Genomic DNA, 23,123 nt, shown 5'->3' with positions numbered 1-23,123 from the left:
TATGGATAATAAACGCCGTCAGTTATTGAAATCAGGGCTTGCTGTTGGAGGGCTTGGTGCCTTTGCTGCTGGGTATGCAACCACCACCAAACACATGGTTGATGGGGCTGTTTATGGCACCGCAGGCGAAAAGACACGTGATATTCACCATGGCAACTCGTTAGAACCAGAATACAAAGTGAATCAACAAGGCAACCTGATTCCAAACCCGAATCAACGTGTTGCGCCATCAATGTGTTTTGGTTGTTGGAGTCTGTGTGGCTTGCGTGTGCGTATTGATAATCGTAACGATGAGATTTTGCGGATTGTCGGTAACCCGTATCATCCACTTTCCCATCAGCAGCACATTCCGTTCGAAACGCCGGTTAAAGAGGCGTATTTGGGCATGGCTGGGGAAGCGGGTTTAGAAGGGCGTTCTACCGCCTGTGCTCGTGGTAATGGCATGCTGGAAATTCGCAATAGCCCTTATCGGATCACTCAGCCGCTTAAGCGTGTCGGCAAGCGTGGTGAAGGACGATGGGTGCCGATCAGCTACGAACAGCTGGTTGATGAAGTGGTGAATGGCGGCGATTTATTTGGCGAAGGCTATGTTGAAGGCCTCAAAGACATTCGTGATTTGACGACCCCAGTCGATCCGCAAAACCCAGAATATGGCCCAAAAGCCAACCAACTGTTGATGACCAATGCTGGTAACGAAGGACGTGACGATATCTTTAAGCGTTTCGCGTTCAATAGCTTTGGTACTCGCAACTTTGGTCACCATGGTTCTTATTGTGGTTATGCCTTCCGCGCCGGTAGCGGCGCGTTCATGAATGATTTGGATAAGAACGCGCACTTAAAGCCAGATTTCGACAACGCGGAATACATCATCTTTATCGGCATGTCGCCAGCGCAAGCGGGGAATCCGTTTAAGCGTCAATCTCGTCAGCTCGCCAAGGCGCGTACGGAAGGCAAGTTAGAATACACCATCATCACGCCAAGCTTACCGGCGGGTTCATCAAGTCTCGCTGCGGGTGACACGAACCACTGGATGCCAATCAAACCTGGCAGCGATTCAGCTTTGGTGTTGGGCATGATCCAGTGGATCATCGAAAACGAGCGCTACAACAAAACATTCCTCGCGCAGCCGGGGGCCAATGCGATGCAACGAGCGGGCACGGCGCATTGGTGTAACGCGACCCATCTGGTGATCAGCGATGAATCTCATCCTCGTCATGGTGCATTCTTACGCGCTTCGGATATGGCAATGCCTTTTGATGGCGAAGTGCTATCGGAAAGCGATCCGTACGTGATTGTTGATGCGCAAAGTGGTGAGTTCGGTGTGCATAGCCAAACGGGCGCCGCCGAATTGTTCGTAGACCGATACGTGCAACTCGCATCGGGTGCTGTGCGCGTGAAGTCGTCGCTGCTGTGTCTAAAAGAAGAAGCGTTTAAGTACGACTTGAATTTTTACAGTGAGCAATGTGAAATCCCAGTCGATCAAATCATTGCGCTGGCAAAGCGTTTCACCAGCCATGGCACTAAAGCGGTCGTCGACACCCATGGTGGCAATATGCACACCAACGGTTTCTACAATGCTTTTACCATCATGATGCTCAATGCTTTGATTGGTAATATCAACATGAAAGGCGGCGCGATGGCGAAAGCGGGGGGATACCCAACCTCAGCTGCGGGCCCGCGTTATGACTTCACCAAATTTGCAGGCAAAGTGGCACCGAAAGGCGTATTTCTTTCCCGCAGTAAATTCCCGTATCAAAAGACCAGTGAATATAAACGTCGTGTGGCTGCGGGTGAATCCCCTTATCCAACTCGCGCACCTTGGTATCCGTTTGCCGCGCCGTTGTTAACAGAACATCTATCTGCGGCCATTGATGGCTATCCATACCGTGTGAAGGCGTGGGTGAACCATATGGCGAACCCAATTTATGGGGTTCCAGGTTTAAAAACGTTGTTGGAAGACAAGCTTAAAGATCCGAAACAGCTCGGTTTGATTGTCTCTATCGACGCATTCATTAATGAAACCACAGCACTGTCAGATTACATCGTGCCGGATACGGTGACCTATGAGAGCTGGGGGATGGCAACACCTTGGCATGATGTTCCGGTGAAAACTGTCACGGCTCGCTGGCCGATTGTTGAAGCGCGCACTGATAAGACCGCTGATGGTCGCAGTATTTGCTTAGAAAACTTCTTAATTGATGTCGCAAAGAAGATGCAACTTGGCGGCTTTGGTGACCAAGCGATTAAAGATGCTCAAGGGCAATGGCATGGCATTCATAGCGCAGAGGATTTCTATCTTCGTTCGGCGGCCAACTTGGCTTACATCAAAGGTGGCGTGCCGGAAGTCAGCGCAGAAGACATTGCGTGGTCGGGTCTGGAGCGCTTGTTACCGAGTATGCAAAAAGTGCTGATGCCTGATGAAATGAAGCGTGTGGCGTACATTTTTGCTCGTGGTGGTCGTTTTGAAAACGCGACTGAGGCTTACCAAGGTGAGCAAATGAAGTACAAATGGACGCGACCGGTCGCAATTTGGAACGAGCGTGTCGGTAGTGCAAAAAACACCATGACCGGCGAGTTTTATAGCGGTTGCCCAACCTGGTATCCACAAAAGCTCTCCGACGGAACACCGCTTGATGCGCAATATCCTAAAGCGGAGTGGCCGTTCAGTTTGACGAACTTTAAATCGAATATTCATAGCGCGGTATCCAATTTGTCGCCACGTTTGAATTCGATTAAAGGGGTGAATCCGGTTTACATTCATCCAAGTGACGCTGAGGGCGCGGGCATTCAAACCGGCGATCAGTTTGTGATTGAAACGCCAACCGCAAGTACGACGGCACTGGCGATGGTGGTCTCTGGGATCCGACCTGGCACTCTGGGTTTTGAGCATGGTTTTGGTCACACTGAACTTGGTGAACGCGCCCACTGGATTGGCGACAAGCAACAACCAGTGAAAGCAAACGGTCAAGATGGCGTGAACATCAACGATATCGGTTTGATAGACCCAACTCGTGAAGGGAAAGGTGTCGTACTTGATTGGGTGGTGGGGGCCGCCGTGCGGCAATCTCTCCCAGCTAAAATAAGGAAAGTGTAGTTCAGCGCTTTTTAATATTGCGATAACTTAAGTGAACCGGCCTCTTTGCATTGTCTATAAAGGATGAACGCATTAAAGAGGCCGTTTTGTTTTCTGCTTTTTATGCCTCCCTATTATGCCTCCTTATTATGCAATGACAGGGCTATCCCACCCGTTTACATTTTATCTAAACCGTTATTTTTGCTCTATAACGGCTCGAACGATATTGCAGCATCGTTCGTCTGTCGGTTGCTTTTTGATCTTTTTATTCTTTGACATATGGTTTTTCATATATATACTTTTCCATATATGTTGTCTTTGTCGGATGCCAAATGTCGTCTAATTCTGTTTTTTTATATAAAGCGCTGTCTGAGGAAACTCGGCTTAAATCTTTATTGCTCATGCAAAGCGAAGGGGAGTTGTGTGTCTGTAGTTTGATGGATGCGCTAGCGTTGAGCCAACCGAAGGTTTCTCGTCATCTTGCGGAGTTACGAAAACAAAATCTCGTGCTGGGTGAGCGTCGTGGTAAGTGGGTTTACTATCGTCTCCATCCCGATCTTGCGCCCTGGATAAAGCAAATCCTAGAAATAACGCTAATCAATAATCGCTCACTGATCGAATCAGAGTTGAAGGTGATGAATGGTCAATCATGCACAGATAATGGTGCGTAGTTCGGTCAACTTACCAAGCGGTATGCCATGTATTTATTCAAGATTATATAGAGACGAAACAAATCTCTAAAAATCGAACAAACTAAAACGTAAGAGGTTTCTATGAGTAATGCCAAAAGTTGCGCGCAGGCCGATGCTTCTCAAAAAATGAGTTTTCTTGACCGTTATTTAACGGTGTGGATTTTCCTCGCGATGGCAGTTGGTGTGGGGATCGGGGTCTTCTTTCCACAAGTCGCTGAGTGGAATGAAAGCATGTCTGTGGGCTCAACAAACATTCCGCTCGCGATTGGCTTGATTTTAATGATGTACCCACCATTAGCAAAAGTAGATTACAGCCTACTAGGTCAAGTCACTCGAGATAAAAGAGCGGTGACGCTTTCGCTGGTGATGAACTGGATTGTCGGTCCTATTTTGATGTTTGCGTTGGCGATTATTTTCTTGCGCGATCAACCGGGATACATGGTGGGGTTGATTCTAATCGGCCTTGCGCGTTGTATTGCGATGGTGCTGGTTTGGAATGATATCAGTGGCGGCAACAAAGAATATGGTGCAGCACTCGTTGCCCTCAATAGTGGATTCCAAATCATCACTTACAGCTTTATGGCGTGGTTGTTTATTACTGTATTACCGCCGTATTTTGGGCTTGAAGGTCTGGTGGTTGACATTACCATGCTTGATATTGCTGAAAGTGTCTTTATCTACCTCGGTATCCCTTTCTTGGCTGGGTTCTTAAGTCGTAAATGGTTGGTCGCAGCAAAAGGAGCGCAATGGTATAACGAGGTGTTTATTCCAAGAATATCGCCAATCACTCTGATTGCCTTGTTAGCGACGATTGTTCTGATGTTTAGCTTGAAAGGTGAAATGATCATTGAGCTACCGATGGATGTCGTGCGAGTTGCGATTCCATTGGTGATCTACTTCATGGTGATGTTTTTCGCGAGTTTCTATATCGGGAAACGATTAGGTATTCCGTATGACCAAAATGCGTCGATTGCGTTTACATCGTCAGGGAACAACTTTGAGTTGGCGATCGCGGTCTCTATCGCGGTATTTGGTTTGAATTCGGACCAAGCGTTTGTGGGGGTGATTGGGCCTCTGGTTGAAGTCCCAGTTTTGATTGCTTTGGTCAACGTTGCGTTAAGAATGAAACGCAAATATTACGCGTAAATAATTGAAATAACGGGCACCAATGCCGTGCTGCGTAGAGTAAAAAGCCCGCAATAAATCGCGGGCTTTTTTATGCATGTTGTTCGCCTTTTTGAGGCTTATCGGCTGCGTTTGCTGCCGTTACGCACAAGATCTTGACCGTTTTTAAATACGTCTTCACTCACCCAACGGCCTAGCAACAGTTGGTTTTGGTCATCGAGTATTGCAACAAAACGACGGCCGCTGCCATTGTGTGTTGCCAATGCCACACCTGCTACGTTTTGTAGGCCCAATACACCACTTTCTGCCGTAAGTAGAAAGGCATCTAGCTCGTCTAAGGTTTCAATAATTCTTTCGTCGTTAATCATGGCATCGTCTCGTTTTACTGATTTCTCTTAATAACGCTCAGCGGGAAATCAGTACTAAAAATTAGGTGCGATATTTTATCTATCATGGCTTATGAAATCTATACAATTCTATCGTGACGCTCAACACCATTGATGAAAGTAACATCGGTATCAGAGCATTAATGCATGACTGAAAAGTTGGTGGTCATGCATTAAGATCAAAACAATGCGATAGCCCATTTTGTTGTATCGAGGCTGTGTGTTGTATTGGAATAGTTGAACTGTATCGAAGGAATAACGTTGAGATGCTCGCCTATTGAAGAGTCTCGCGGTCTGCTCTTGTTACCCTTACCTGAGTTAAGGATAATTCTAGCCTTATAAATCAATGGCTAACAAAATTAGTCATTTTTTTGGGTTAGATCTTCAGGGAAGCGGATATGGGATTTTGGAATAAAATTGTCGGTGAGTTTGTCGATATCGTCGAATGGATTGATGATACACACAACACCTTGGTGTGGCGTTTTGAGCGCTACCAAAACGAAATTAAAAATGGTGCTCAGCTGACCGTTCGTCAGGGACAGGTGGCCATTTTTGTCAATGAAGGGCAGATTGCTGATGTCTTTGAACCGGGCATGTATTCTCTCACCACCGCCAATCTCCCGATTCTGAGTACGCTTAAAGGTTGGAAACACGGCTTTAACTCTCCGTTTAAAGCGGAAGTTTACTTCATCAGCATGCGTCTTTTTACGGACAATAAATGGGGAACGAGAAATCCCATTCTTCTCAGAGACCCAGAATTTGGTCCTATTCGTATCCGAGCGTTCGGTAATTATGATATTCGAGTCGATGAACCTTTAAAGCTTCTTGAGCAAGTCGTGGGTACTGATGGCTGTTTCCAGATAGAGAATATCCAAGGGCAACTGCGCACAATGGCGGTGTCTCGCTTTACCGATGCTGTCGCAGAAAGCGGCTTGCCTGTGTTGGATATGGCCGCAAATTACGATGAATTTGCCCTGCTAATGCAACAAAAGATGAACCTCGATTTCGCCACCTATGGCCTGACGTTGGAGAAATTCCTTGTTGAAAACATCTCATTGCCAGCAGAAGTCGAAGAAGCGTTAGATAAGCGCTCTTCGATGGGCATTATTGGTAATCTAAATCAGTACACCCAATACCAAGCGGCCGAAGCTCTTGAGGCCGCGGCAAGTAATGGTGACGGCACTGCGAATGCGGGAATGGAAATGGGAATGGGATTTGCGATGGCGCAGCAAATGGCGCAATCGATGAATCCGGTAAACACACACGCTCAACCCGCTTCGCAACACGCCGCTCCGCCGCCGCTCCCACAATCGGTCTACTTTGTTGCTATTGATGGCAAGCAAACGGGCCCTTTCTCTATCGATGCGATTCAGCAGCAAGCGATGGATGGTCGTATTCAGCCACACTCATTAGTTTGGAAGCAAGGCATGGCAAGCTGGACAAAAGTATCTGAAGTCAGTGAGTTACAGGGCTTTTTCCAGGCGACTCCGCCGCCAATTCCAGGAGCGTAGATCATGTTAGTTGATGTTAAATGTTTAAACTGTTCGTCAGATTTGTCTTATGAGCCGGGAACCACAACACTGATTTGTGCCCATTGCGAACACGAGATGGAGATAGAACACGCTTCGGTGAAAAGAGCGGCGAATGAAGAATTGGATCTTGACGCCTACTTGGATAACTTTAGCGAGTGCCATGAGCAAATAGAAGCATTAACCGTGCAATGTGATAGCTGTGGTGCGGCCACCGAGTTTGGCAGTGAAGTGAAAGCGACACATTGTGCCTTTTGTGATACGCCATTGGTTCTCTCTCGAATGGAAAACCACAAGCGAGTAAAACCACAAGGTATTATTCCTTTTCAGATTAAGCGTGATGAGGCCATTCGCCATTTTGGTGTTTGGGTTAAAAAACTCAGTTTGGCCCCGAATGATTTGAAAAAACACGCGGGCAAGGCAGAGCGATTCCAAGGTATTTATATTCCGTATTGGACTTACGATTGCGATACCGTCACCGATTATCTCGGCCAAAAAGGCACGAACTATCAAGAGTCGGTTACCGTAACGAAGGCTGATGGTTCAACAGAGACCAAATCGGAGCATAAAACCCGTTGGGTCTACGTGTCTGGTTCTGTGGCGCAAAATTTTGATGATGTTTTGATCCCTGCCACGCGCTCGGTAGAGAAAGAACTACTGCACAAGTTAGAACCATGGAACCTCGCAAGGATTGTCGATTACAACGACCACTATTTGCAAGGTTATCAAGCGGAAACGTATCAAGTGAATATCAAAGAAGGTTATGTCGACGCCAAAATACGCATGCAAGAGAGAATTAAAGAGACGATTGAGCGTGAAATTGGCGGGGATAAGCAGATCATTAGCGAGTCACAGTCGGTCTATTCAAATGCGACGTTCAAGCATTTGATTTTGCCTATTTGGGTTTCATCTTATCGCTATAAAAATAAAGTCTACCAAGTGTTGGTGAATGCCCAGACCGGTGAGGTGAATGGCGAATATCCGAAAAGCCCATTTAAAGTCGCTTTTGCTGCTTTGATGGTTCTAGGTATGGCGGCCGCCATCGTATATTGCTATGAACAAATTGGTAAGTAACCGCGCTGTTAAACGATAAATAGCCGCTGGTGGACGGCTATTTATCGTCGCGGAACGGTTTTCAGCGGTTAGCCATTCTGAGCATCCACATCCGGAGTGGTTTCAATGACTCTTTTACCTTGGTGAACGTTGACACTGAGTCGATTGATCAGTTTTTGGAAGTTCTCAATACTCGGTATTTTATTGGCGCGGACTTGTTGTTCAATTTCTATGGTCAGCGTCGCCAAGTGATCTAACTGTAAATTAAGCGCGATCCCTTTTAAGCAATGCAGAGTTTGCCCCAACTGTTCGATGTCTGCGGCGTCAAAGCCTTCAATTAACTCATCAATGTTCTTTTCAAAGTCTTCAACGAGAGAGTGGACCAAGCTGTGGTAGACATCGGTATCTTCTTTGACCTCTCGCAATAATGCGCTTTTGGAAAGCTCTTCTTCCGTTAGCCTTAAGTCTCGAACGTTTTCTCTGTGTAAGTACACCACGTTAGAATCGACTGGATTGACGTCTTTTTCTTGTTCAATGCGATGGCTAAAATTATTGATCGCATCATAAAAGCTCTCTTTTTGCAGCGGCTTAGTAAGAACGTGATCGGCTCCGGCAGTAATAAAATTGTCATGGGCTTCACGAAAAACATCGGCAGTGTAGGCAAAAATTAAGGTCTTTAAACCGAGGGTATGGCGTAAATAATGTGTTGCTTCTATGCCATTCATCTCTGGCATATGATTGTCCATCAGTATCAAATCATAGTGATTGTTCGCCGCTTTTTGAGTGGCGATTTTTCCATTTTCTGCAATTTCAACGTGATGGCCGAGTTTGCTGCAAAAGCCTTTGGCGACGATTGCGTTAACTCGGTTATCTTCCGCGAGCAATATTTTTAGCGGGCGCAAACGGGCTTGAGGGGCGGGCACTTGAGTCTGCGTCGCCATGATTTCTTTTTCTCCAATCGGGAGAGGTAACGTCAGCGTAAATGTGCTCCCCACATGCTCAGTACTGGTTAAGGTGATTTTCCCTTGCATAAGTTCGGTCAATTTTTTCACGATAGCCAAGCCCAGTCCACTTCCGCCAAATTCACGGGTAGTTGAGGCGTCTGCTTGCTCAAATGAGGAAAAAATCGCGTCATGCTTGTGCTCTGGTATGCCTATTCCGGTATCGGCGACGCTGAGGACTAGATTGGCGGGTGTTTGATTATCCACGCTAGCCTTAATGGTGATTGTCCCACTGGAAGTAAACTTGATGGCATTGCCTGCAAGGTTAAACATAATTTGGCGCAGTCTTGCGCTGTCACCAATAAAAAACATATGGCTGGGTGTTGCATTATCGACGTTGAGTTGCAGATTCTTTTCTTCGGCGAGCGGAGTAATGGCACTAATGACAGGATCGAGTACCTGATTAAGATGAAAGTTCACGGCCTCTAGCTCTAATTTGTTTTCCTCTATCTTTGAAAAATCGAGAATATCATTTAGCACCGTCATGAGGTGTTGCCCAGAATTGAGGATGATGTTGATGTTTTTTTGTGTCGCGTTTTCTTTGGTTTCCCCGGCAATAATTTGGGCTATCCCTAAAACGCCGTTCATTGGCGTTCGCAACTCATGGCTCATTGTGGCAAGAAATTGTGATTTGGCTTTCGCTGCATTCACTGCTTTTTCAGAGATGCTCGCCATTTCTTGGTTGAGCGCTTTTAAATGGACAAAGCGTAAATACCCTTGTATCGCGAACATGAAAATTAATAGAGAACCCGCTACCAAACAATAGCTTAAAGCGTTATTGAGTTCTCGGTGGCTGAGATCTCGAATTTGCATTTCTGTCTGTTCAATGAATTCATAATTGTGTTCATCAAGCAATTCTTTGCGCAATGGAATTCTACGTTTATCAATGAGACGTAATTGAACAGCAAATTGTTTTATTTGCGGGTGGGCAATGTTCTCATTGAGTAAATGTTGATTCATGAAATCGATAAAATGCCATTCAAGATCAGATGATCCTCGGTTAGTTAGGGTTTCTTGAAAAAGGGATTCTAGTGTGAGGTAGGCGTACTTTCGTGCCACTTGAATGCCCACGAGCATATCGAGCATGCTGGTACTCTGGCGTAATTTTTCATCAAATTGTGTCAGTTCACTATTGGCTTTTTTGATGTTTTGGCTAATGGAGGGCCAAGGGCTTTTCTGCCCATCAAGGAGCATTTGTTTTGCTTCTTTTTCAATGTCGGTGATTTGTTGGGTGAACTTGAAATGCTGTCGGGATTCTTGATATTGGTAATTTAAAATGGAATCTCGATGCCCAAGTAATTTATGCCCCACATGAGTGACTTCGGTGAGAATGCCCTCAATGTGACGACTATTTTTGTAGCTCATATATGCCAGTGTAAACAATGCGATAATGACAGAGGAGAAAAATAAGATTGTGACCTTTTGGCTATTCATTTTCGAACTCCTCTAAAATGGCGGGCCTTGGTGCACTTAAGGTGCGAAGAAAAGCCTCTATATCCGCGACGGTGTCATTCTCCATTGCGATTCCTAACTGACCTTTTGCCATGATTCTGATCGCAGCTTCGAGTGTTGGGGTTCGACCATCATGAAAATAAGGTGCGGTTTGAGCCACATTACGAAGGCTAGCCACACGGAAGTAAAATTTATCCTGGTCTTCCTCGGTAACAAGGTGTTTGCCAGTGTCTTGCAATATATTGATTTCACTAAAGTAACCAAATTTTTGCATCATGTTTCCGCCAATGTTTGGGCCTTGATGGCACTGCACACAACCAATAGATTGGAAGGTGTCCCACCCTCGTTTTTCTTGCTCAGATAGTGCGAACTCATCCCCCTGTAAGAAAAGATCAAACGTGGAATTAGGGGTTTGCAAGCTGCGCATAAATTCCGCCAGAGCCAAGCGAATATTGTCACTCGAGATAGTCAGATCGTTTGCTGACAGGAAGAGTTGTTGGTATTGCGCTGAGCGTGAAACATAGCGCTCTACCTGCGGCCAATCAGAATCCATCTCAAGGGGATTGGTAATGGGGCCGTTGATTTGATCTTCTAATGTGTTCGATCGGCCGTCCCAAAAAAAACGATAATTCAGTGAGGAATTGAAGACGGTGAGGGAATTGCGCAGGCCAATCCCGTTGACGCCTGTGGATACACGGGTCGTTTCTGCACCATTGGTGGTGAGGTCGTGGCAGGATTGACAGCTGATTGCTTGATTGGAGGAGAGGTTAGGGTCGTTAAATAGTACCCAGCCTAGTTTTGCAATATCACGATTGATCTCGACATATTGCGGTATCGGCTCTACCAGTAAAAGACTGTCGAACTGAGGTGTATCAGAGGCGTGTTGCTCTTGCGCCATCGTTAAGGGAGAACAAATAAAGAGCGCGACTATCCATGTTTCGAATCTCATCTTTGCCTACTAAACCGTCATGTTTTTATTATGCGTTTAGTTGCATTTCTGTGAGTTTCAATTCTAACGGCTCGCCCCTGGAAGGTAACAGGCAAACAAAAAATACTTCTTACGATGGATCCTGATGTTTATCCTTACGTTGATGGGGCGTTGCGGGCAGCGTTACCCATTTCAAGTGCCCATTGGTTTCAAACTCGTTCGCTTCCCCACAACGTATTATGGTGTTGCCCACTTCGATAACAGCTCCGAGCGAATAGGCATGATCTTGATAGTAGCAAACGCGTTGGTTTAATGCCGAGCCATCAACGATGACGGCAGCTTTACTGGGTGTTGAATAACGTTTTATTTCGCTGCTTGCGCTCGCCTGGGCAATCGAAAACGTATACAACACGAAGAAAAAGCATAGCGGCAATCGTGCCCGAAAATTGTGCTGTTTAGGGATGTGCGCCATTAGACTATCGGTCATTGAGCTGTCGGTCATTGGATTCTCCATATTTTCGTTTATAGCGAGGCAGCATACTTTCATTACCCAACAGGCCACCTTGATGGATGTAAATCAGCGTCTTGTCAGAATGATGGGGGGACCAGTTTAATAGACACTGCCACATCATCGGATCGTAGAGTAAATCAAACGTCACTTCTGTCTCAGCTTGTAACTGCTGCCATACCTCATAGTCACGCGGATACAACTTGCCAAAATGATGCTTGCTTTCAAGTTCTAAAATCGTCGGATGGCTCGTTTCACCCAATTGATGGAATTGCTCTGTCAGGTAGTCTTTTCCACCCACACAAGCACAAGTCAGCACTTCAATGCCATGCTTTGCGAGCGTTTTATGCAGAAACAAAGCGGTGGTTCCCGTTCCTGAGGGGAGGGCAACAACCCATTGCTTGTTCGCTTGCTGCTGGGTCCAATCTAAAATTTCTAACGCGAGTTGTTGAACGCCATACTCTGCTAATGAACAACGGCCACCTTCAGGAACAACCAAGCAGCGTTCATCGGGTTGTCGAATTTGTGCGATGTAATCATTCGGGTGCAAGTCGCTTTGGGCGGTGGGAATGACATGAGCGCCCAGCGCTAAAGCACCGCGATAGTTGCCAATAGGGCAATCTGATAACCAAGTTGGAATACGGTCAACATAAAATTCCAACTGCCAGCCTTTTATCTCCGCTAATGCTGCCATCGAATAAAGAGAATTGGCTTGCGCGCTGCCATAGCCAATCAAAGTATCGATCTGAGGGTAATCTTGTTCTAATAACGCCATGAATTTGCGGGCTTTGTTGCCGCTAAACTGGGGATGCAATTGGTCATCGCGTTTGAGGTAGAAATCGATATTGGCGAATTGATGTTGCGTGATTGGCGTGTCGGAAAGCTTCATTTGTCGTTCTATGAGCAAGGTCTAAGGCATGCATAATCATACCCTAGCCACGCTCAAAACGCTGTAAATGATCAGTGTGGATTGTGCTCGTTATCGCATCACTACCAGAAGGGAGCACGCTAGTTGCAGGCTCGCAAGGTGCAGGTACGGAAGGTCGAGAGTCACGTGCCAGGATCAGAATGTAATGCTGGCCACACAACCTCGCGTGGCGTGATTATACAATCGAAAACGCCATTGATAGCGACGACTCAAGTCATCGACAATCAATAAACCCAAGCCATGACCATCTTGATTTGGCTGGTTGTTTAAACCAGGGCCATCGTCTGTAATTTCGATCATCTTGTCTGTGACGTGAATGGAGATTTCACCCTCAGCAGAGGCTGCGATCGCATTGCGGATTAAATTACCAATAATCATATTCATCACCGGCTGTGTGGCTTGCACGTGTGGCAATGCGTCAATAACCAGATGGATGTTGAGATCTTTCTCCATGGCTTGTGAGGAATTATCAATCACGATGCTTTGCAGTTCATTTTCGGTGATGATACGCAGTGGCGTATCCTCAGTATTGCGTTCATAGCGAACTAAGCCGAGCAGGGCATCCACCATCGTACTCATTTGATTGGTGGCATTTTTTATTCGGGTAATTTGGCGCTGATTAAACTCAGGTTGCTCTGTCCGTGCCAGCAGTGTTCCAGCACCTTTCAAAACGGTCAAAGGCGTTCTTAATTCGTGGCTGGCATAACGCGCAAAAGCTTGCTCGCGTTTGAGTGCGAGATTGAGATCAGTACGGTATTGGTTAAGTCGTTGCGTCAGTACTTGAAATTCTTCCGCAGCTTCATTGCTGATGGTAAAGGCGCTTTCGCTATTGCCAGTTTGATGTGCGAGTTGATCGGCAATACCATTGAGTGGCTCAATCAACCGTATTGATAAGCGGTATAGTAACGTGCCAAATAAAAACATCAGTAGCGAGACAATAAAAACCACAATAATGCCTGAGTAAACAACCTCTTCTAAACTGAACTCTACGTTGTCGATGGTTGAGAGCAATACCACGTCTTTGACTTGGCCATTAAGGGTGTAATAGCCTTTGTAAACCATGCGGGAGTCAGGGTAATGATCGAATTCAATTTCCCCGAGAAAACGGTCCTCATTCTCTAAATAGCGGCGATAGGATTCAGGTAACAATAAGACGTCGTTATAGGCAGTCGTCAAAACATCGATTTTAATTTTTCCCTCTTCACCAGCGATAAATCGATCGATCGCAATGTCTTTATCCAGCAAGATGCGACGCTCGCCCACACGATCTTCTGACCAGTGTAACGCCACCGAAAATACGATAAATGTGACGAATCCCATGGCGACTGAAATACCAACAAAGAAATACGCTAATCGGCTTGTCAGTGATCGGGTACTGCTCAATCGACGGATCATTGAGGGAGCTCTAAACGGAAGCCAATTTTTGGTACGGTCACTAACATCGCCTGATTGAAGGGTTTATCAAGTTGAGCACGCAATTGATAGATGTGACTGCGTAGCACATCGTTATTGGGTTCTTCGTCTTGCCACAATTGTTGGGTAATTTCCTGGCGAGTGACCACCTCTGGGGCTTTCAGTGCCAGAATTTCTAAGAGCGCGTAAGTGGTTGGATTCAACGCGAGTCGCTTTTGTTCTCGGTAGGCTTGACGTATTTTCTGATCAATAGTCAACGGGCCAAATACGATGTTACATGAAGCCACTTTGCCTCGGTAACGTTTCATTAAAGCCTGCATTCGCGCTTCAAGTATCTCAAGATCGAATGGCTTGGTTAAATAGTCATCCGCGCCATGGCTAAATCCATTTAGCATATCCTCACGGTTATCTAATGCAGTCAGCATCAGGATAGGCGTCGTATTGCCCGCATCACGTAATTTGTTACAAACGGTGAGGCCATCCATGCGGGGTAGCATCAAATCGAGAATAATGATGTCAAAATTGCCAGCCAACGCCAATTGCAAACCAAGCTCGCCGTTGTCGGCGTAGTCGAGTTCCATACCGAGGCATTCAAAGTAATCAAACAAAATGCCGGCAACTTCGCGATTATCTTCAACTAACAAAACTTTATTCATTTATCACCTAAATGCCCGGCAAAAAGTCGAGCTTGTAAACATCATAGATAGCGCCATGTTATCAAACACTATAGCAACACAAATGATGTGAAAAAAACGTCAATAACATTCTTTCGACAACCACGATCATAAAATTTCCGCATTGCATTTTAAAGCGCACAACTCAAACGAGTTGCAGCATGAATAATTCAAGCGAGGATCGTTTATGGATCTGATTACGTCCACTCCCCAGTCTACCGAATCTTCAATCACCTTATCGGTTATTGTGCCGTATTTTAATGAAGCGGAGGTATTGCCAAAACTTCATGAACGCCTTGTGGCGGTATTAGACAACATGGAGGAACGCTGTGAAATTGTTTACGTAGACGATGGCAGTCGTGATAACAGCCTGCACATTGTCGAGAACTTCCAATCAACCAGTAGCATTGTCCGTAGTCTCTCGTTAAGTCGAAATTTTGGTAAAGAGTCGGCCATGAGCGCGGGCTTGGAATACAGTCGTGGTGAAGCGATGGTGCTGATTGATGCAGACTTACAAGATCCGCCGGAGCTGATTCCACAAATGGTGGCGTTGTGGCGAGAGGGCTTTGATGTCGTCAATATGCAACGCGCACATCGTCACGGAGAAAGTTGGTTTAAGCGCTTGTCCGCCGCCGCGTTTTATCGCTTGCTCAATACCTTAGTGAAATCGACTATTCCGGAAAATGTCGGTGATTTTCGTTTGTTGAGTCGCCGGGTGGTGGATCATATTAATCGCCTTCCTGAACGTAATCGGTACATGAAAGGGATTTTCTCATGGCCGGGCTTTAATCAAACCACCTTAACGTTTGACCGTGATGCGCGCTTTTGTGGGGAAACCAAATGGAACTACCTCAAACTATTGGGGTTGGCAATGGATGGGATCACCTCATTCTCTATTCGTCCTCTGCGTTTGGCGACGTTTGCGGGCGCCTTGATTGCAGCCAGCGCGTTTTTTTATGGTGTGGTCATTGTGCTGAAAACCATGCTGTGGGGCGATCTTACGGCGGGCTACCCATCATTAATGGTGGTACAGCTGGCATTGGGCGGCATCCAGTTATTGAGTATTGGCCTGTTGGGCGAATACATCGGGCGGATATTCATCGAAACCAAACAAAGGCCGTTGTACTTAGTTCAATCAATCAAAGAAAAGCCCGCAGTAATGGTGTTTAGAGCGATGGAGAAGCGCGCGTGAGTTTTAATCGAGTACATTTATGGGCAATCTTGGGCGCGGCATTAGTCGTTCGTCTTATTTCTCTTGGGGCTTATCCATTGATGGATACGACCGAGGCCCGCTATGGCGAGATGGCTCGCTTAATGATTGATACGGGCAATTGGTTAACGCCTCAATTTGATTATGGCGTGCCGTTTTGGGGGAAGCCGCCGCTGTTTACTTGGATGAGCGCAGTGGGCATAGAAGTGTTTGGCGTGAATGAATTTGCGGTTCGTTTTCCCCACTGGCTTGCGGGCGTATTCGTGATGGTATTGATTGCCTACTATGCTAAGCGTTTGAATCTCAATGCGTTGGTTGCGTCGGTGGTGTTAGCCAGTTGTGGTGTGTTTTCCATTGCGGCAGGCGCCGTGATGACCGATATGGCGCTGACTCTCGGCATGACTCTTGCGATGGTCGGTTTCTATTTTTGCTGGCAGGGACAACGCGGTTGGGGGTATCTCGGTTTTATTGGCTTGGCGATCGGTTTGCTGGCCAAAGGGCCTTTAGTGATTGTATTGGTCGGTTTAGCGGTGGTGCCATGGCTGATCATGCAGCATGGTTTAAAAGGCGCATTGATGACGCTTTGGCGTCGCTTCCCGCTCGTCACGGGCACCTTATTGATGCTTATTATTGCGCTGCCTTGGTATGTATTAGCAGAACGCGCGACCCCAGGATTTATCGACTATTTCATTGTCGGTGAGCACTTTAAGCGCTTTGTTGTCAGCGGGTGGGAAGGGGATCTTTACGGATCGGCTCATGATGAGCCAAGAGGGATGATTTGGCTCTTTTGGCTTTATTCTGCCGCACCGTGGTCCTTGGTTTTGCCGATTTTAGTCGGTTGGAAAATAAAAAACAGACGAAACAACGAAAACCAAACCGCGTTTAATCAATACCGTCGCGTACTCAGTTTTGCCACGTGTTGGATGCTATCACCTTTGGTTCTGTTTACATTTTCGGGCAATATTTTACCTGCTTATGTGCTGCCTGGCGTGCCGGCATTGGCGATCATTATCGCTATTTTATTGCAAGATGTTGAGCATGATCCCAAGTGGTTTAAAGGATTGGCCGGTCTTACGCCGTTATTGCTCATTATCGCGCTTGGCGTGATTCATTATGGGGTTGGCAACAAGCGAAGTGATAAGGTGATTCTGACACGGGCTGATTTATCTATCGAGACCTACTATGTGGGGAAACGTCCATTCTCAGGGCAGTTTTACAGTGCAGGGAAAGCAATGAAATGGGATGGTGAGACCGATTTAATGGCGATGAAGCAGTTTCAATTGATCGGAAAGCAGCGAGATATCAAGCCTTTGGTTGAAGATCTGAAACTCAACTGCGTGATTGAATATACTGCCAAGAGCAAACGGAGCCTCTATCGCTGTCGGCCGCCCGTGTAATGGCCTTCTTTCATCACCGGATGGTGAAATTTGCGCTGGTCGGCGGTATTGGGTTTATCGTCGATGCAAGTCTGTTTACCCTTTGTGTTTATGGTTTTTCGATGCCGCTGTTAGTGGCGAGAAGTGTGGCCTTTTTTTGCGCAGCTTCCGCCACTTGGTTGGGTAATCGTTGTTTTACTTTTCAAATATTGGCCAGCCAAGGAGAAGCGGCTGGCCACCTTAAGCAGTGGATGAAATTTTTAGGGTGCGCTTTGATATCGGCGATGCCTAATTTTGCTGTTTTTCAAACCGTGCTTTTTATTTTTGGTGATCAGGGGGCTTTCCCTTTTTTGGCTCTGGTGAGTGGCATTGGCGCTGGAATGGTGAGTAATTACTTATTGAGTTCTCGTTTCGTGTTTACTTCGTCTCGAGCTTAATACTCAGCAATATTCGTCTTCAGTATCAATCTTACCTATTGATTCTAGGGCATTACTTTTAGGGCTTTGTCGCGGAAAGCTTTGGATAAGGGCTTATCTTGATTGCGGCTATTCAGATTGCGATTCAAGATAGGATGCTTTTGAGCGATGTTCAGACATAAAAAAAACCCAGAGCAATAAGGCTCTGGGCGGATACATATAATATGAATTAGGAGTTAATAAGGAAAAGCAGCGTAAAAATCTTTCAGCAATAAATACTTCAGTAACCAATACTTCAGTAAAAAGGTGAGCTCGACGGCCAGTTAAACTCATACTCTTTGCTCTCTACACTTATTCAGACCGACCGTTTTCGATTCAGTTCCAAAAAATTTTAAAAATATTTCAATTTTTCTTTCTATCTGTTTTCAGAGAGTTAGTTTCGCTCGCATTCTTTCTGGTCTAACCAGTATTATAAAATGTGATGTTAACCACTTGTTAAGGTTGTTTTTGGTGTGTATATTTTCAAACAGGCGTTTAATACGGATGATTGAAATGACCGCAAAGCAAAACACCAAAGAGAAAATTCTGGATGTCGCAGAAGCTCTGTTTGCAGAGCAAGGTTTCAATGACACTTCTTTGCGCACCATTACCTCAAAAGCTGGCGTTAACCTTGCGGCGGTCAACTATCATTTTGGTGACAAAAAAACCTTGGTTAGAGCAGTACTTGGTCGATATTTAGAAGCGTTCATGCCTGCAGTCTCGGACGCACTGCTGACCTTAAATCTCAACCCAAATTATTCGATGAATCAGGTGTTTGAAGCGCTAAGAGGGCCATTGATGTCACTCAATCATGTACGCCCTAATGGCACCAATCGCTTTATGTTATTGATAGGACGTGGGTATACCGATGTTCAAGGTCATTTGCGCTGGTTTATCAGCACGCGTTACCAAGAAACGTTGGTTCTCTTTACCCAATCGGTACTGACCGCGAACCCTCAGTTGAGCCGCGAAACCTTATTTTGGCGTCTACATTTTACCTTGGGCGCGTGCGTTTTTACCATGGCATCAAGTCAGGCGCTTGCGGAGATCGCGCGTAATGATTACCAACAAGAGGTTGACGCCCAAACCGTGTTGGACGAGCTTATTCCTTATCTCGCGGCGGGTGTTGCGGCGGATTAATAGGGCAAATCAAAGGGGCTTTCGCGAAGCTTGTGCTGCGTTCTTTTGATTAACGGTATGAATGAATATTTTTATGAATTAATACGTATAACTTGATATGTACAAACGGATACAAAGCGGCGAATCAGGGTGTGGAATCCCGCTAGTGCTCAGCATGGAATAACAGACGCAAGATGAAGCAACAGAGATATGTGAAATAACAATAACAACAGGCCTGCAAAGGCAACAACGTGAACAAAAGGAATGGATTATGAGCTCTCTACGAAGAAAATGGATCAGCGATCCCGCATTCAAATTGTTTAAACAAGTTTTGCCGCCGCTTTCTGAAACGGAAAAAGAAGCGATGGAAGCGGGCAGTGTGTGGTGGGATGGCGAATTGTTTTCTGGCCATCCTGACTTTAATAAACTGCACCAATATCCTAAACCGACGCTTACCGAGGAAGAGCAATCGTTCATGGATAATGAACTGGCCACGCTCATGGCGATGCTTGATGATCATAAGATCATTAAACAAGACCGTGATTTGCCAGAAGAGGTGTGGCAATACCTTCGTAAAGAGCGTTTTTTCTCACTCATTATTTCCAAACAATATGGCGGAAGAGCCTTTTCATCATTGGCTAATTCCACCATCGTGTCACGTATCGCTACGCGCAGTATCAGTGCGGCTGTGACGGTCATGGTGCCAAACTCTTTGGGGCCAGGCGAGCTACTCACACATTATGGTACACAAGAACAAAAAGATTATTGGCTGCCAAGATTGGCGGACGGCACTGACATTCCGTGCTTTGCTCTTACTGGCCCTGAAGCGGGGTCAGATGCAGGGGGCATTCCTGATAAAGGCGTCGTGTGTTATGGCGAGCATAACGGCGAGCAAGTGCTTGGTGTTCAAATCAGTTGGAACAAACGCTACATCACGTTAGCGCCGGTCGCGACAGTTTTGGGTCTTGCTTTCAAAATGTATGATCCAGACAACCTGATTGGTGATGAACAAGATTTTGGCATTACTTGTGCGCTAATTCCGGCGGATCACCCCGGCGTAGAAATTGGTGAGCGTCATGATCCACTGGGCTTGGCATTTATGAATGGCCCAACTCGTGGCGAAGATGTCTTTATTCCGATGGACTGGTTGATCGGTGGACAAGAATACGCCGGAAAAGGTTGGCGGATGCTGGTGGAGTGTTTATCGGCAGGGCGTGGTATTTCGTTGCCAGCGTTGGGCACGGCCATTGGGCATCTTACGGCAAGAACCACTGGCGCTTATGCATATGTGCGTAAACAATTTGGCATGTCGATTGGTAAGTTTGAAGGGGTGGCCGAAGCGCTTGGCCGAATTGGTGGTTTAACGTATCTGTTGGAAGCAACGCGTACATTGACCACTACCTCACTGGATATGGATGAAAAGCCCGGCATTGTTACCGCTATAGCCAAATACCATATGACAGAAATGGCACGTACCGTGCTGAACGATTCGATGGATATTCACTCTGGTCGCGCCATTCAAGATGGGCCAATGAATTACCTTGCCACGCATTATCTTGGTATTCCTGTGGCCATCACCGTAGAAGGCGCGAATATTTTAACGCGTAATCTGATGATCTTTGGTCAAGGGGCGACGCGTTGTCATCCTTATGTTTTGCAAGAGATGGCCGCGGCAGCCAACCCAGACCATAAGCAAGCGGCGGAAGAATTTGATGCACTGTTGTTCAAGCATATTGCTCATGCCAGCAAAAATACCTTTGGTGCTTTTGGTGCGGCATTAACAGGCTCGCGTTTTATTAAGTCAGACATGAGTGGCGCAACTCAAGTTTATTACCGTGATTTAACACGATTGAGCCGTGCACTCGCTGTGAGTGCGGATTTTGCGATGTTGACACTCGGTGGTGATCTCAAGCGTAAAGAGCTTATTTCAGCGCGCTTGGGTGATGCCCTCGCGTATCTCTATATGGCATCAGCGGTATTGAAAAAATACGAAGACGATGGTCGCCAACAGCAAGACCTCAATTATGTGCATTATGCGGTTCAACACTGTCTTTACCAAGGGGCGCAATCGTTGCAGAACGCGTTCAGTAATTACCCGCACAAAGGCGTGGGTCGCTTACTCAAAGTGGTCATTTTCCCGTTGGGCAATCGCTTTAAACAGCCAAGTGATGATTTAACCGTGAATATCGCAGAAAGTTTGATGACCCCAGGCGCACACCGTGATCGCTTGACGCACCTTTGTTATATCGGTGCTGATGAGGATGACAGCGTTGGCTTAATGGAAAATGCGTTTCTAGCGATGTACAGCGTGAAGAGCCAAGAGCGTAAGCTTAATCGTGCTGCCAAAGAGGGCATCGTGGCTCGCAAAGGGGATTTGAAAATGCGTTTAGAGCAAGCACAGCAAGCGGGTGTCTTAAGCGCGCAAGAAGTCGAGCAAGTATTGCAGGCGGATAAGCTACGATATAAAGCCATTCAGGTCGACCATTTTAGCCATGATCTTAGCCAAGTGCGTACGCACGATAAACCGCAGCGAGCGAAGCGAACAAGTAAGCGGACAACGAAGCTCAATAGTGTCGCCTAGTCTTGTTTAGTGCCTGCTTAGTGGCACCTAGTATAGTCGCTTGGTGGCGAAATGAGACAGGGTCACGTTTAAACCAATAAACTGAACCGTAAAGACGAAGGGCACCGAAAGGGTGCCCTTATTGTCTCTATTCTCGCGCTACTTGTCCCGTGCGACTTGATGTTGCCGCGGTGTTGACCGGCACTCTCAAACCCCATCAAATAACATCGCGGAGCTTAGAAGCTTTGTGCGCTTGTCGCCTACCTACATCGTCAAGATGTTTGGGCATAGAGCCGCCATTTTGCTGCAAAGTGCTCCAACCACTTATCTTTTCCCGGCAATTTTTAAGAAATTAGATGCGATCTCCCGACGAACCTTTTATCCTAGCGGAGATTTTTAAAGGAAGTTGAATATGATCATCAAACCTAGAATTCGTGGATTTATCTGTACCACTACACATCCAATCGGTTGTGAAGCTAACGTAAAAGAACAAATTGCTTACACTCAAGCACAAGGCCCTATCAAAAACGCACCTAAACGTGTGCTTGTGATTGGTTCTTCAAGTGGCTACGGTCTTTCTTCTCGTATCACGGCTGCATTTGGCGGTGGCGCATCAACAATTGGTGTGTTCTTCGAAAAAGAAGGTTCTGAGAAAAAACCAGGTACAGCAGGCTTTTATAACTCCGCTGCATTTGAAAAACTAGCAGGCGAAGCTGGCCTATATGCGAAAAGCCTAAATGGTGATGCTTTCTCTAATGAAGCGAAACAAAAAACCATCGATTTGATCAAACAAGATCTTGGTCAGATTGATATGGTGGTTTACTCACTGGCTTCTCCAGTGCGTAAAATGCCTGAAACGGGTGAAGTTATCCGTTCTACTCTTAAACCAATCGGTCAAATTTATACTTCAACTGCGGTTGATACGAATAAAGATATGATCATTGAAGCAAGCGTAGAGCCTGCAACAGAGCAAGAAATCCAAGACACCGTAACGGTCATGGGCGGCGAAGATTGGGAATTGTGGATCAATTCTCTAGCAGACGCTGGCGTATTGGCGGACGGCTGTAAAACCGTCGCTTACAGCTATATTGGTACTGAGCTTACTTGGCCTATCTACTGGGATGGCGCGTTAGGTAAAGCGAAGATGGATCTTGACCGCGCGGCGGCAGAGTTGAATGCAAAACTGGGCGCAACGGGCGGCAGCGCAAACGTGGCTGTGCTGAAGTCAGTTGTGACTCAAGCAAGTTCTGCGATTCCGGTTATGCCGTTGTACATTGCAATGGTCTTCAAGAAAATGCGTGAGCAAGGCGTGCACGAAGGTTGTATTGAACAAATCTCGCGTATGTTTAACCAACGTCTTTACAAAGAAGATGGCAGCGCGGCAGAAGTCGATGATACGAATCGTCTGCGTTTGGATGACTTAGAGCTACGCGATGACATTCAACAGCACTGCAGTGCACTGTGGCCACAAATTACCACTGAGAACCTAAAAGAACTGACTGACTACGTTGAGTACAAAGAAGAGTTCTTGAAGCTGTTTGGTTTTGGTATTGAAGGCGTTGATTACGAAGCGGATGTGAATCCAATGGTTGAAGCAAACTTTATTGCTATCTAACCTTCTTATGCTTTAAAAGAAACCGG

18 protein-coding genes are annotated in these 23,123 nt (G+C 46.2%); 11 read left to right on the top strand and 7 right to left on the bottom strand.

Going from position 1 to position 23,123, the window contains the following annotated elements; translation table 11 throughout:
* The first annotated feature begins 1 nt into the window (after position 1).
* From OJ16_RS02255 to arsB, 3 genes are all read left to right on the top strand, one after another.
* Positions 2-3,094: a tetrathionate reductase subunit A gene (locus OJ16_RS02255; protein ID WP_040986923.1), complete on the top strand. Its 3,093-nt coding sequence runs from the start codon at positions 2-4 to the stop codon at positions 3,092-3,094.
* Positions 3,095-3,405: 311 nt separating this feature from the next.
* Positions 3,406-3,744 carry a metalloregulator ArsR/SmtB family transcription factor gene (locus OJ16_RS02250; RefSeq protein ID WP_040986921.1) on the top strand — a complete coding sequence of 113 codons (339 nt, stop codon included), beginning with the start codon at positions 3,406-3,408 and terminating at the stop codon, positions 3,742-3,744.
* A gap of 102 nt (positions 3,745-3,846) precedes the next feature.
* Positions 3,847-4,911: an ACR3 family arsenite efflux transporter gene (gene arsB, locus OJ16_RS02245; RefSeq protein WP_040986919.1), complete on the top strand. Its 1,065-nt coding sequence runs from the start codon at positions 3,847-3,849 to the stop codon at positions 4,909-4,911.
* A gap of 98 nt (positions 4,912-5,009) precedes the next feature.
* Here the strand turns inward: arsB and OJ16_RS02240 are convergent, their stop codons facing one another.
* Entirely contained in the window at positions 5,010-5,258 is a 249-nt protein-coding gene (locus tag OJ16_RS02240; protein WP_040986917.1) for a hypothetical protein, read from the bottom strand.
* A gap of 416 nt (positions 5,259-5,674) precedes the next feature.
* Between OJ16_RS02240 and OJ16_RS02235 the strand changes: the two genes are divergently transcribed.
* A complete protein-coding gene (locus tag OJ16_RS02235; RefSeq protein WP_040986915.1) occupies positions 5,675-6,787 on the top strand; it encodes an SPFH domain-containing protein in 1,113 nt (370 codons plus the stop codon).
* Positions 6,788-6,790: 3 nt separating this feature from the next.
* A complete protein-coding gene (locus OJ16_RS02230; protein WP_052810415.1) occupies positions 6,791-7,879 on the top strand; it encodes a hypothetical protein in 1,089 nt (362 codons plus the stop codon).
* Positions 7,880-7,947: 68 nt separating this feature from the next.
* Here OJ16_RS02230 and OJ16_RS02225 read toward each other — a convergent pair whose 3' ends face one another.
* From OJ16_RS02225 to OJ16_RS02200, 6 genes are all read right to left on the bottom strand, one after another.
* Positions 7,948-10,293, bottom strand: coding sequence for an ATP-binding protein (locus OJ16_RS02225; protein WP_040986914.1), 2,346 nt, complete (start codon positions 10,291-10,293; stop codon positions 7,948-7,950).
* Positions 10,286-11,260 (bottom strand): cytochrome-c peroxidase, encoded by a 975-nt coding sequence (locus tag OJ16_RS02220; RefSeq protein ID WP_040986912.1) that lies wholly within the window; start codon positions 11,258-11,260, stop codon positions 10,286-10,288. Before OJ16_RS02220 ends, OJ16_RS02225 begins: the two co-directional genes overlap by 8 nt.
* 109 nt (positions 11,261-11,369) lie before the next feature.
* The gene (locus OJ16_RS02215; protein WP_052810431.1) at positions 11,370-11,711 is read right to left on the bottom strand and encodes a DUF1496 domain-containing protein; all 342 of its coding nucleotides are present in this window, start codon (positions 11,709-11,711) and stop codon (positions 11,370-11,372) included.
* Between the two features lie 4 nt (positions 11,712-11,715).
* Positions 11,716-12,636, bottom strand: a complete 921-nt coding sequence (locus tag OJ16_RS02210; RefSeq protein ID WP_040986911.1) for a pyridoxal-phosphate dependent enzyme — start codon at positions 12,634-12,636, stop codon at positions 11,716-11,718.
* 174 nt (positions 12,637-12,810) lie between these two features.
* Positions 12,811-14,070 carry a sensor histidine kinase gene (locus tag OJ16_RS02205; RefSeq protein ID WP_040986909.1) on the bottom strand — a complete coding sequence of 420 codons (1,260 nt, stop codon included), beginning with the start codon at positions 14,068-14,070 and terminating at the stop codon, positions 12,811-12,813.
* Positions 14,067-14,744, bottom strand: coding sequence for a response regulator transcription factor (locus OJ16_RS02200; protein WP_040986907.1), 678 nt, complete (start codon positions 14,742-14,744; stop codon positions 14,067-14,069). The genes OJ16_RS02205 and OJ16_RS02200 overlap by 4 nt, the downstream gene beginning before the upstream one ends.
* 205 nt (positions 14,745-14,949) lie before the next feature.
* On the opposite strand from OJ16_RS02200, the gene OJ16_RS02195 reads away from it, so the two are divergent.
* From OJ16_RS02195 to fabV, 6 genes are all read left to right on the top strand, one after another.
* Complete coding sequence (locus tag OJ16_RS02195; protein WP_040986905.1) at positions 14,950-15,954, top strand: glycosyltransferase family 2 protein; 1,005 nt, start codon at positions 14,950-14,952, stop codon at positions 15,952-15,954.
* Entirely contained in the window at positions 15,951-17,369 is a 1,419-nt protein-coding gene (locus tag OJ16_RS02190; RefSeq protein WP_040986903.1) for an ArnT family glycosyltransferase, read from the top strand. Before OJ16_RS02195 ends, OJ16_RS02190 begins: the two co-directional genes overlap by 4 nt.
* Positions 17,369-17,785, top strand: coding sequence for a GtrA family protein (locus OJ16_RS02185; RefSeq protein WP_040986901.1), 417 nt, complete (start codon positions 17,369-17,371; stop codon positions 17,783-17,785). The genes OJ16_RS02190 and OJ16_RS02185 overlap by 1 nt, the downstream gene beginning before the upstream one ends.
* A gap of 531 nt (positions 17,786-18,316) precedes the next feature.
* On the top strand, positions 18,317-18,943 hold the full coding sequence (locus tag OJ16_RS02180) for a TetR/AcrR family transcriptional regulator (protein ID WP_040987128.1): 627 nt from the start codon (positions 18,317-18,319) through the stop codon (positions 18,941-18,943).
* Positions 18,944-19,193: 250 nt separating this feature from the next.
* Entirely contained in the window at positions 19,194-21,503 is a 2,310-nt protein-coding gene (locus OJ16_RS02175) for an acyl-CoA dehydrogenase (protein WP_040986899.1), read from the top strand.
* A 391-nt stretch (positions 21,504-21,894) separates the two neighbouring features.
* Positions 21,895-23,097 carry an enoyl-ACP reductase FabV gene (fabV, locus tag OJ16_RS02170; protein ID WP_040986897.1) on the top strand — a complete coding sequence of 401 codons (1,203 nt, stop codon included), beginning with the start codon at positions 21,895-21,897 and terminating at the stop codon, positions 23,095-23,097.
* Positions 23,098-23,123 lie beyond the last annotated feature (26 nt).

This window comes from Vibrio renipiscarius, from assembly GCF_000827885.1.
GTDB lineage: Bacteria > Pseudomonadota > Gammaproteobacteria > Enterobacterales > Vibrionaceae > Vibrio > Vibrio renipiscarius.
Note: the sequence above shows the minus strand (reverse complement) of the source record. Positions and strands in the feature narration are given on the sequence as shown.

What these genes read in the sequence shown, in the direction of transcription:
- OJ16_RS02255 (WP_040986923.1), top strand. Translation starts at nt 2, where the DNA reads ATGGATAATAAACGCCGTCAGTTATTGAAATCAGGGCTTGCTGTTGGA.
- OJ16_RS02250 (WP_040986921.1), top strand. Translation starts at nt 3,406, where the DNA reads ATGTCGTCTAATTCTGTTTTTTTATATAAAGCGCTGTCTGAGGAAACT.
- arsB (WP_040986919.1), top strand. Translation starts at nt 3,847, where the DNA reads ATGAGTAATGCCAAAAGTTGCGCGCAGGCCGATGCTTCTCAAAAAATG.
- OJ16_RS02240 (WP_040986917.1), bottom strand. Translation starts at nt 5,258, where the DNA reads ATGATTAACGACGAAAGAATTATTGAAACCTTAGACGAGCTAGATGCC.
- OJ16_RS02235 (WP_040986915.1), top strand. Translation starts at nt 5,675, where the DNA reads ATGGGATTTTGGAATAAAATTGTCGGTGAGTTTGTCGATATCGTCGAA.
- OJ16_RS02230 (WP_052810415.1), top strand. Translation starts at nt 6,791, where the DNA reads ATGTTAGTTGATGTTAAATGTTTAAACTGTTCGTCAGATTTGTCTTAT.
- OJ16_RS02225 (WP_040986914.1), bottom strand. Translation starts at nt 10,293, where the DNA reads ATGAATAGCCAAAAGGTCACAATCTTATTTTTCTCCTCTGTCATTATC.
- OJ16_RS02220 (WP_040986912.1), bottom strand. Translation starts at nt 11,260, where the DNA reads ATGAGATTCGAAACATGGATAGTCGCGCTCTTTATTTGTTCTCCCTTA.
- OJ16_RS02215 (WP_052810431.1), bottom strand. Translation starts at nt 11,711, where the DNA reads ATGGCGCACATCCCTAAACAGCACAATTTTCGGGCACGATTGCCGCTA.
- OJ16_RS02210 (WP_040986911.1), bottom strand. Translation starts at nt 12,636, where the DNA reads ATGAAGCTTTCCGACACGCCAATCACGCAACATCAATTCGCCAATATC.
- OJ16_RS02205 (WP_040986909.1), bottom strand. Translation starts at nt 14,070, where the DNA reads ATGATCCGTCGATTGAGCAGTACCCGATCACTGACAAGCCGATTAGCG.
- OJ16_RS02200 (WP_040986907.1), bottom strand. Translation starts at nt 14,744, where the DNA reads ATGAATAAAGTTTTGTTAGTTGAAGATAATCGCGAAGTTGCCGGCATT.
- OJ16_RS02195 (WP_040986905.1), top strand. Translation starts at nt 14,950, where the DNA reads ATGGATCTGATTACGTCCACTCCCCAGTCTACCGAATCTTCAATCACC.
- OJ16_RS02185 (WP_040986901.1), top strand. Translation starts at nt 17,369, where the DNA reads ATGGCCTTCTTTCATCACCGGATGGTGAAATTTGCGCTGGTCGGCGGT.
- OJ16_RS02180 (WP_040987128.1), top strand. Translation starts at nt 18,317, where the DNA reads ATGACCGCAAAGCAAAACACCAAAGAGAAAATTCTGGATGTCGCAGAA.
- OJ16_RS02175 (WP_040986899.1), top strand. Translation starts at nt 19,194, where the DNA reads ATGAGCTCTCTACGAAGAAAATGGATCAGCGATCCCGCATTCAAATTG.
- fabV (WP_040986897.1), top strand. Translation starts at nt 21,895, where the DNA reads ATGATCATCAAACCTAGAATTCGTGGATTTATCTGTACCACTACACAT.